The following is a 9,175-nucleotide window of genomic DNA, read 5'->3' as shown; positions in this document are numbered from 1 at the left end:
TATTTTTATCCCACAAAAAAGCGTGAAGAACCAAGAAAAAGCCCATGACGGAATGAACAAATATTTCGTCATGGGCTTTTTGTGGTTGAGAAAACCATAAAACCGGACTTCGTCCGTAGGAAATGAACTTCATTCGGTCCCTCCGGGACCACCTTCCTCTACGAGGCAAGGTCAAACACCCTTAAACCAGCCGGACGGCTGAAGGAAAACAAGCAAACCTCGCTGCGCTCGTAGAACTGCACTCCTTTCACCAGCGTCAGTATAAGGATAGGCTGGATCCACCCCGCTGGGCAGGTCAGAACCTTCCGAAATCATTTAGTACCGATATTATCGAGGGTGATTTAAATACGTTCACCGTAAATGAAAATCGTATGACACTCGTTCGATGATATCCGTCAGAATCGAGAAAACCTGCCTCGGAACAAGGGGAACCTATATAAGTTCAAGACAAATTTGATTTGAGCTCTTTCTTTTCACATCGCAAGCTGCCCCCAACGGAGGGAAGTGCCCGAAGGGCGAAAGGGGTGCAGTTTCTAAAAAGGCCGGGCGGATAGGGTTGATTATTCATTGGTTTTTATAAAAAGGTTCCTCGAGCAACGTGAGGTTGTGCGGTTTTCATTCAGATGAAGGCTGGTTGTTCGGCTTTAAAACCATACAACCGAGCTGTCGCTCGAAGAAATGAACTTCATTCGGTCCCTCCGGGACCACCTTCCTCTACGAGGCAAGGTCAAACACCCTTAAACCAAGGCTAACGCCTTGAGGAAAAGCAAAACCAAAAAACCTCGCTTCGCTCGTTGAAAATCCACCCTAACCGCCACTTCGTGGCCCTCCTTCCCCGTCTGGGAAGGCAAGCCTCGCTTCGCTCCAAAAAATCAAAGCTCTGGACGGCGAGGGAAGCGAGTTGATCTCTTCCATCAAAAAAGAGGCTCTCGATGGGCCTCTTTTTTGTGTTCCATATTCTTTATTTCCTATTCTTTCCCTCAAAATGTTTTGTCCAAATGTCCTACTGTTTTCTTGTTTCCTTTGACTTCGTTTCTTCTTTCCATTTCGGCCATGATGTCGTAGAGGTCGATGCCTGCGTTTTCCCAGAGGACGAAGAGGTGGTAGAGGAGGTCGCAGGATTCGGAGGTGATTTCTTTTTTGTCTTTGTGCTGGTCGGCGATGATGACTTCGCTGGCTTCTTCTCCGATTTTCTTGTCGATTTTGTCGCTGCCTTCGGCAAGGAGGTAGTTCGTGTAGGATTTGGGCTGGGGATTTTTCTTTCTGTCTTTGATTTCCTCGCTGAGGGCGTGGAGGATGGAAAGGGTCCCTTTTGTTTCCTGGTTCGTAAATCCCTCGATGCCGCGGAAGAAGCAGGTGCAGTTTCCTGTGTGGCAGGCGGGGCCTTCGGGGAGGACCTGGGCTACGATGGTGTCTTCGTCGCAGTCGATGTAAAGGCGCTCGATGTGCTGGATGTGGCCGGATTCTTCGCCTTTGTGCCAGAGTTTCTGGCGGCTCCGGCTGTAGAACCAGGTTTCTCTTGCTTCGAGGGTCTTTTGTAAGGATTCTTTATTCATCCACGCCATCATGAGGATTTCACCGCTTCTTGCGTCCTGGACGATGGCGGGGATGAGGCCTTTTTCGTTGAAGTGTATGTTTTCTGGTTTGACGTTTTCCATGTGTACCTCTATTCTGCCGGGCGGATGGGGATGCCTTCTTTTGCCAGGTATTTTTTAAGATCGGGAATCGGGATTTCTCCGAAGTGGAAGACGGATGCGGCGAGTGCTGCGTCGGCTCCTGCTTCGAAGGCTTTCTTGAAGTCTTCCATGGTCCCTGCGCCTCCGGATGCGATGACGGGGATGGTGAGGATTTCTGAGAGTGCTTTCAGGAGCTCAAGGTCATAGCCGTTCTTCTCTCCGTCGGCGTCCATGGAGTTCATGCAGATTTCTCCGGCGCCCAGGGCTTCGCCTTTTTTTGCCCATTCGAGGACGTCGATGCCTGTGTTCTTTCTTCCGCCTTCGACGTAGACGTCCCAGCTGCCTTTATCGTTTCTTTTTCCATCGATGGAAAGGACGACGCACTGGCGGCCGAAGCGTTCGGCGGCTTCGGAAATGAGTTCGGGACGAAGGACGGCGGCGGAGTTCACGGAGACTTTGTCAGCCCCGGCAAGGAGCATTTCGCGGAAGTCTTCTGTCGTCCTCATGCCGCCTCCGACGGTGAAGGGGATGGAAATTTCCCTGGCAATGGCTTTGACGGTCTCGGTGAAGACGGGGCGGTTCTCGTGGGTGGCGGTGATGTCGTAGAAGACGAGTTCATCGGCGCCTGCATCGGAGTAGGCCTTGCCGAGGGCGACGGGATCGTCGACGTCCCGGAGGTTCTTGAACTGTCTGCCCTTCACGACGCGGCCGTGGTTGACGTCGAGGCAGGGAATGATTCGTTTTGTCAGCATAGTATCACTCCTTCAGTTTCCGGATGTCTTCCATGGTGACGCGCCCTTCGTAGAGGGCTTTGCCGCAGATGGCACCATAAATGCCCATGTCCTGTAATTTCTTCAGATCATCAGGGGAGCTGACGCCGCCGGAGGCGATGAGGGAAATGCCTAAAAGTGCCTGAAGCATCTCGAGCATCTCGAAGTTCGGCCCGGTGAGCATGCCGTCCTTGCTGATGTCTGTGTAGATGATGGTGGAAACGCCGGAGGAAAGGAGCTCCTTTGCGAGCGGCATAACTTTCACGCCGCCGCTTTTTGTCCAGCCGTGTACGGCGGCTTCGTCTCCTCTGGCGTCTATGGAGACGGCGATGCGGTCTTTCCAGCGCGCTGCAGCTTTTGCTGCAAAGGAGGGGTCCTCGACGGCGCGGCTCCCGATGATGACGCGGAAGACGCCGGCATCAATTCTTTCTTCGATATCGTCCATGGTGTGGATGCCGCCGCCCGTCTCGACGGGGATGGAGACGGCTTCGCAGATGGAGCGGATGAGGGGCGTATTCACGCCCTTTCCTTCGAAGGCGCCGTCAAGGTCGACGACGTGAAGGAATTCCGCGCCGGCTTCCTCGAAGGAGAGCGCGGTTTCCACGGGGTCTTCCCCGTAGACGGTGACGTCGCTGGCCTCTCCCTGGCGGAGGCGGACGCAGCGGCCGTTCTTGATGTCTATAGCAGGAAATACGATCATAGCTTGAACCACTCCAGTATGTTTCGTAACAACAGGGCCCCGATGGCGCCGGATTTCTCCGGATGGAACTGGAGGCCGATGACGTTTCCTTTCCCGACGATCGCGGGGATGGGGACGCCGTAGTCAGCCGTCGCAATGACGTCTTCGGTGTCTGCGGGGACTTTATAGTAGGAATGAACGAAGTAGACGTAGGGATGAGCGGGAAGGCCTCTGGAAATCCAGTGGTCCCTGGCAAATACGAGCTCATTCCATCCCATGTGGGGGACTTTGCGCCCCGGAGCAGCGGGAATTTCTTCGATGTGGCCCGGAAGGAAGCCGAGCCCTTCGACGTGGCCGCCTTCCGTGGAGTAGTCGTAGAGGGCCTGCATGCCAAGGCAGATGCCGGCCAGCTTCGTGCCTTTTTCGACCGAGTCCCTGATGGATTCGGAAAGGCCGCTTTCGGTGAGGCGGCTCATGGCGTCTCCCATGGCGCCCACGCCCGGAAGGATGAGGGCATCCGCGTCTGCAATGACCAGGGGATCGGAGGAAACGATGCCTTCGCTCCCGGCTCTTTTCAGGGCGTGATAGACATTGGCAATATTTCCTGCGCCGTAATCGATGATGACGATTTTCATACGAGGACTCCTTTCGTGGAAAGGACGCTCTTATCCTTTCTGAAGGATACGGCTTCACCAAGGGCATGGCCGAAGCCTTTGAAGAGGGATTCGACGATGTGGTGGCCGTTCACGCCGTAGAGGCAGGCGATGTGAAGCGTCATGCCGCTGTTTGACGCAAGGGCGAGGAAGAATTCGCGGACCATTTCTGTCTCGAAGGTCCCGATCCTTTCGACGGCGATATCGACGTCAAAGACGAGGTACGGCCGGCCGGAAAGGTCGAGGACGATGCGTGAAAGGGCTTCATCCATGGGGCAGAAGAAAGTGCCGTAGCGGGTGATGCCGCTTTTGTCGCCAAGGGCTTTGGCAATCGCCTGCCCGAGGCATATCCCGATGTCTTCGACGGTGTGGTGGTTGTCGACTTCAAGGTCGCCTTTGGCAGAAAGCTTCAGGTCAAATCCGCCGTGCGCAGCAAAGAGCGTCAGCATGTGGTCGAAGAATCCGATGCCCGATGTGCCTTCGAAGGTTCCTTTTCCGTCGAGGCATATGGACAGACGTATGTCCGTTTCCTTTGTCGTCCTAGTGATGGAGGCTTCACGCATTGGGGATCACCTCCCGGATGACGGAGAGGATCCTTTCGTCGACGTCCTTTGTCGTGACGGTGATGCGGAAGAAGGAGGCCATCTCAGGGCTCTTGTACTTCTTGACGAGGATGTCTGCTTTCCGGAGCGCTTCGAAGAGAGCAGGCGCATACGTCCCTGCGTCCATGAGGAAGAAATTCGTGGAAGAGGGGTATACGCGGATGCCATTGACGGAAGAGAGCTCAGCAAGGAAACGGTCTCTTTCTGCAATGATGCCGTCTCGTACCTTGAAGATTTCATCCCTGTGCTTTAAGGCAATGGCGCCGAAGGCTTGGGTGAAGATGTTCAGGTTGTACGGGCTCTTCACTTTGGAAACGGCATCGATCATGTCGCTGTCCGCCACCATGTAGCCGCAGCGCATGCCGGCCAGCCCGAAGGCTTTCGAAAGGGTGCGGATGACCATGACGTTCGGATATTTCTTGATCAGGGAAATGGCGCTTTCTGCCTGGGCGAATTCCATGTATGCTTCGTCGATAAGGACGGGGTTCTTCGAAAGGGAAACGATCCTTTCGATTTCAGAAAGGGGCGCGAGCTCGCCTGTCGGGTTGTTCGGATTGCAGAGGACGGTAAGCTTCGGCTGGTACTTTTCGACCGCTTTGGCAATCCCGTCCCAGTCGCGTTTGAAACCAGGAAGATCGGGAACGGAGATGGTCTTTGCCCCGATGACGGCAGCTTCGGTATCGTACATGTCGAAGGTCGGCGCATGCGTCAGGAGGATGTCCTCGGGGTCGAGAAATGTATTAATAATGTAAGTGATGACTTCATCGCCGCCGTTTCCTGCCAGGATCCAGGAGGGATCGACGGAAAGGTAATCAGCGATGGCTTCGCGCAGCGTGTCTGCCATCGGCGCCGGATAAATCTGCGGCTTGAGGCTCGCAAGGGCCTCCTCGGCGTCCTTCATGACGGAGGGAAGGGAGAGGATATTGAAGTAGCTTTCGTTGGCGTTGATGACGGTCTTTTCATGGATCGGAGCGACAGCGTAAGGAGCGAAGTCTTTCAGTGTTTTTCTAAGCCAGTTATTGTTCATTGTATCGTACCTCTACGGCAGCGGCGTGAGCGTCGAGTCCTTCGGCGAGCGCCAGCTTCATGACTTTCGGAGCGACGGCGTGGAAGGCTTCCTTATTGTAGATTTCCACGCTGCTGTGCTTCATGAAATCGTACACGCCCAATGGGGAAGAGAAGGCGGCCGTCCCGGACGTGGGGAGGGTGTGATTGGGGCCAGCCATGTAGTCGCCAAGGGGTTCGGATGTCCATTTCCCAAGGAAGATGGCGCCTGCATTGACGACAAAGGGCAGGTACTTCTCCGGATCGGGAAGCTCGATTTCAAGGTGCTCGGGAGCAATCTTGTTCACGATGTCGAAGCATTCTTCCGGCGTCTGGCAGAGGAAGGCTTTCGCATAGTCGCCGATCGAGCTTTCGATGATGTCTTTGCGGTTTCTTTCCTTCGTCTGGCGGGTCATGGCTTCCTCGACCTTTTTGCCGAAATCGGCATCGGGCGTGATGAGGAAGACAGCCGCGCGGCGGTCGTGTTCTGCCTGAGAGAGGAGGTCGGCGGCAATCCATTCCGGATTCGCGCTGCCGTCAGCGACGCAGCAGACTTCAGAGGGGCCTGCAATCATGTCGATGCCGACGGTGCCAAAGACGAGGCGCTTGGCCATAGCGACGAAGGCATTGCCCGGGCCTGCAATCTTGAAGACAGGTTCGACGGTCTCGGTGCCGTACGCCAGCATCGCAATGCCCTGCGCGCCGCCGACTTTGTAGATTTCCTTCACGCCGGAAACGTAGGCAGCGGCGAGGATGTTCGGATTTACTTCGCCATCCTTCCCGGGAGGCGTCGTCATGACGACAGAGGGGCAGCCGGCCACGAAGGCGGGAACGGTATCCATGAGGACGGTCGACGGATAGGCCGCGAGACCGCCCGGCACGTAGACGCCGACTCTCTGAATCGGTTCGTACTGCTCGCCTAAGCGGACGCCGGGACGGAATTCCTTGATCCAGGATTCCTTCTTCTGCTCCTGATGGAAAGCGGCGATATTGTCACGCGCTTCCTTCAGGACGTCAAGCATTCCCGGTTCGATCAGGGTCAGTGCTTCCTCGATTTCCTCTTCCGTCACGCGGAAGTCAGAAAGGATGACACCGTCGAATTTTTCTGTCAGGGCGCGCACGGCCGCATCGCCGTTTTCACGCACGTCCTTCAAAATGGCGGAAACAGATGCTTCCACCTCAGCTGACAAATTGACGCTGCGCTCGGTCAGGCGGCGTACGTCGCGGAGGGAGAGGCCTTCCTCCGGCACGGTAATCCATTTCATATCGGTCATCCTTTCTTTTCTATGCTGCTGATGAGTTTCTTGAGCTCATCCTGTTTCATCTTGCACGATACTTTATTGCAAATGAGACGGGCCGAGAGGTCCATGAAGAAATCGTAGGCTTCCAGGCCGTTTTCCTTCAGCGTCGTTCCCGTCTCCACGATATCCACGATCACATCCGAGAGCCCCACCAGCGGCGCCAGCTCGACGGATCCGTTCAGCTTGATAATGTCCACGCTCTTGTGCCTGCTTTCGAAATAGGCACGGGCAATGCGCGGGTACTTCGATGCCGCGGTGATCATCCTTTTTTCGAGGACGTTCTGGCGGCCCTTGATGCCTGCGACGGCCATCCGGCACTTTGCGATGCCAAGGTCGAGGAGCACGTACGTGTCGCCGGCCCCGTCTTCTTCGATGACATCGCTTCCGACGACTCCGGCATCCGCCGCGCCGCGCTCGACATAGACCACGACGTCCGGAGATTTCACGAGCGTCACCTTCAGCATGCCTGTTTCATCGGTGAAAATGAGCTTCCGGCTGTCATCGTCGTATGTGGGGAAATTAAAACCCGCGGCGGCGAGATTCTTCATGACCGTCTTTGCGATACGGCCCTTTGCGAAAGCTATGTGCAGCATGATTTCATCGCCTCCAGTTTCTTTTCCATTTCATCCGGCGAGAGGATTTCCCCGCCCGTTTCATACGATCCGTCCCGGTACACGGCCATGGCGGCGTAATCGGAAGGATCGACTGTATTTCCTAGACGGTACCCCATCACGCGGTACCCCTTCTTCCTCCAGCGCGTGAGGTCGGCGGCGAGGTTCTTCGAGAAGCGGTCGTAGGAAACCGCCAGCTGGAAGGAAGGTCCTTCCTCATCGAGAAGCCCTGAGTCCGTCATGTACTCGTAGAGGAGATTCATATTCATCCCGAACCCACAGGCCGGACGCGCCGGGCCGAACTGCTCGGAAAGTTTGTCATAACGTCCGCCGCTCACGAGCGAATAGAGCGCATCGTCGACGTAAATGCGGAAGACGAGGTCCGAATAATATCCCATGTGCGAAGCAAACCCGAAGTCCTGGTGCGCGAGCTTCTCATATCCCGCACTGGCCAGATACTCATACACCCGGCTGATCCGGTCGAGCGCCTGATCCATCTGCCCGTTCAGACAGAGCGAACGCGCCCGCGACATCGTCGGCCCGTACGGCCCGAAAAGCAAAGGCAGCTCCAAAAGCGCCGTGCGCCGCTTGCCAGAAAGGGGGAGGGACTCTGCAATTTCCCTAAAGGAAACCAGATTTCTCTTCTCCATGCACGAACGAAGCTCATCCGCCTGCCGTTCTGAAAGCTCCAGCGCCTCGAAAAGCGCATCCATGTAAGCCACCGTGCCAAGGTCGATCCGCATGCTTTCGATGCCCACCGACTCCAGGAACTCCGCCGCCGTGACAATCACTTCCCCGTCACACTCTGGCGTAGGATCCCCCAGCACCTCGACACCTGCCTGCAGGAAATCCCTGCCATGCGACGTCATGCCATAATAATTGCGGAACACCGTCGTCACGTACCCGTACTTCAAAAGCTCCGACCCGTCCGGAAACTCAATCGCCGCCGCCTTCACCAGAGGCAGCGTCACATCCGGCCGAAGCACCAGCACCGACCCGTCCGAATCGATCGTCTTGATCATCTCCTTGCGCAGCGACGGAAAATACGTCCCGTAAGAGTCATAATCCTCAAAACTTGGCGTCTGCACAATCTTGCAACCATGAGACAGCATCACCGAAATCACCCGATCCTGGATCCGCCCGTAACTCTGCATCTCCTCCTCATGGATCATCTTCATCTCATCCAGAGTCTTATTCATCGAAACACCGCCTCACTACAATAATTTAACGCGTTTATTAATTAATGTAGTTATACTTTACCACGGTAAAGATAAGAAGTAAAGAGCAGGATCAGTAAAAAGATGGTAAAGGGGGGAAACCTATATAAAGGAAAAGGGAGGGGAATGGATAAAAGGGAAAACCGTACAAGAAGGAAAACAAGCCAACCAGGCGTTGGCTGAAAACACAATACGACCTCGCGCTGCTCGCAGAAATGAACCTCCTCAGTCGACTCCGTCGCCAGCTCCCCCTGTGGGGCGAGCTCTGACACCCTTAAACCAAGGCGTTGCCTTGAAGGAAATGATTAAAACCGGACGACGCTGCGCTTGGAAAAAACAGAAAGCGCTCCGCGGAAAACAAGCAGGACTTTAAAATACAGAACGCATTTGGAAAATAGAAAAGCATTTCGGAAAACAAAAAACAGCCAGGAAAACAAACTGCTATTTTATTTTCCTTATATATGGAAAGAAAAGAGGATCAAGGAGTAGAGCAAAGAAATCGCTCGCTGCAGAGCAGCATCGTGGGGAAGGTAAAGATAAAAGATAAAAGATAAAACCAGACAACCAAGGCTGAAGCCTTGGGGAACTACATCTCATTCCCGGTCTCCGACCGGACCTTCTC

At 54.9% G+C, this 9,175-nt stretch carries 9 protein-coding genes; all 9 read right to left on the bottom strand.

The features are described from left to right. Positions 1–980: 980 nt before the first annotated feature. From hisIE to M3200_RS09105, 9 genes are read right to left on the bottom strand one after another with little or no spacing between them, the layout of a single operon-like run. A complete protein-coding gene (gene hisIE / locus M3200_RS09145) occupies positions 981–1,658 on the bottom strand; it encodes a bifunctional phosphoribosyl-AMP cyclohydrolase/phosphoribosyl-ATP diphosphatase HisIE (protein ID WP_022383218.1) in 678 nt (225 codons plus the stop codon). An 8-nt stretch (positions 1,659–1,666) separates the two neighbouring features. Then, positions 1,667–2,428, bottom strand: a complete 762-nt coding sequence (hisF, locus tag M3200_RS09140; protein WP_022383217.1) for an imidazole glycerol phosphate synthase subunit HisF — start codon at positions 2,426–2,428, stop codon at positions 1,667–1,669. Between the two features lie 4 nt (positions 2,429–2,432). After that, the gene (hisA, locus tag M3200_RS09135) at positions 2,433–3,146 is read right to left on the bottom strand and encodes a 1-(5-phosphoribosyl)-5-[(5-phosphoribosylamino)methylideneamino]imidazole-4-carboxamide isomerase (RefSeq protein ID WP_022383216.1); all 714 of its coding nucleotides are present in this window, start codon (positions 3,144–3,146) and stop codon (positions 2,433–2,435) included. Next, a complete protein-coding gene (gene hisH / locus M3200_RS09130) occupies positions 3,143–3,760 on the bottom strand; it encodes an imidazole glycerol phosphate synthase subunit HisH (protein WP_022383215.1) in 618 nt (205 codons plus the stop codon). The genes hisA and hisH overlap by 4 nt, the downstream gene beginning before the upstream one ends. Continuing rightward, positions 3,757–4,341, bottom strand: coding sequence for an imidazoleglycerol-phosphate dehydratase HisB (gene hisB / locus M3200_RS09125; protein ID WP_022383214.1), 585 nt, complete (start codon positions 4,339–4,341; stop codon positions 3,757–3,759). The genes hisH and hisB overlap by 4 nt, the downstream gene beginning before the upstream one ends. Further along, positions 4,334–5,407 carry a histidinol-phosphate transaminase gene (hisC, locus tag M3200_RS09120; RefSeq protein ID WP_022383213.1) on the bottom strand — a complete coding sequence of 358 codons (1,074 nt, stop codon included), beginning with the start codon at positions 5,405–5,407 and terminating at the stop codon, positions 4,334–4,336. Before hisC ends, hisB begins: the two co-directional genes overlap by 8 nt. Next, positions 5,397–6,689: a histidinol dehydrogenase gene (hisD, locus tag M3200_RS09115; RefSeq protein ID WP_022383212.1), complete on the bottom strand. Its 1,293-nt coding sequence runs from the start codon at positions 6,687–6,689 to the stop codon at positions 5,397–5,399. Before hisD ends, hisC begins: the two co-directional genes overlap by 11 nt. Positions 6,690–6,694: 5 nt before the next feature. Beyond that, complete coding sequence (gene hisG / locus M3200_RS09110) at positions 6,695–7,318, bottom strand: ATP phosphoribosyltransferase (RefSeq protein ID WP_022383211.1); 624 nt, start codon at positions 7,316–7,318, stop codon at positions 6,695–6,697. Beyond that, a complete protein-coding gene (locus M3200_RS09105) occupies positions 7,306–8,535 on the bottom strand; it encodes an ATP phosphoribosyltransferase regulatory subunit (RefSeq protein ID WP_022383210.1) in 1,230 nt (409 codons plus the stop codon). The genes hisG and M3200_RS09105 overlap by 13 nt, the downstream gene beginning before the upstream one ends. Positions 8,536–9,175 lie beyond the last annotated feature (640 nt).

Origin of the sequence: Dialister sp. CAG:357, assembly GCF_000435155.1 — a bacterium.
In the GTDB taxonomy this organism is placed as follows: domain Bacteria; phylum Bacillota; class Negativicutes; order Veillonellales; family Dialisteraceae; genus Dialister; species Dialister hominis.
Note: the sequence above shows the minus strand (reverse complement) of the source record. Positions and strands in the feature narration are given on the sequence as shown.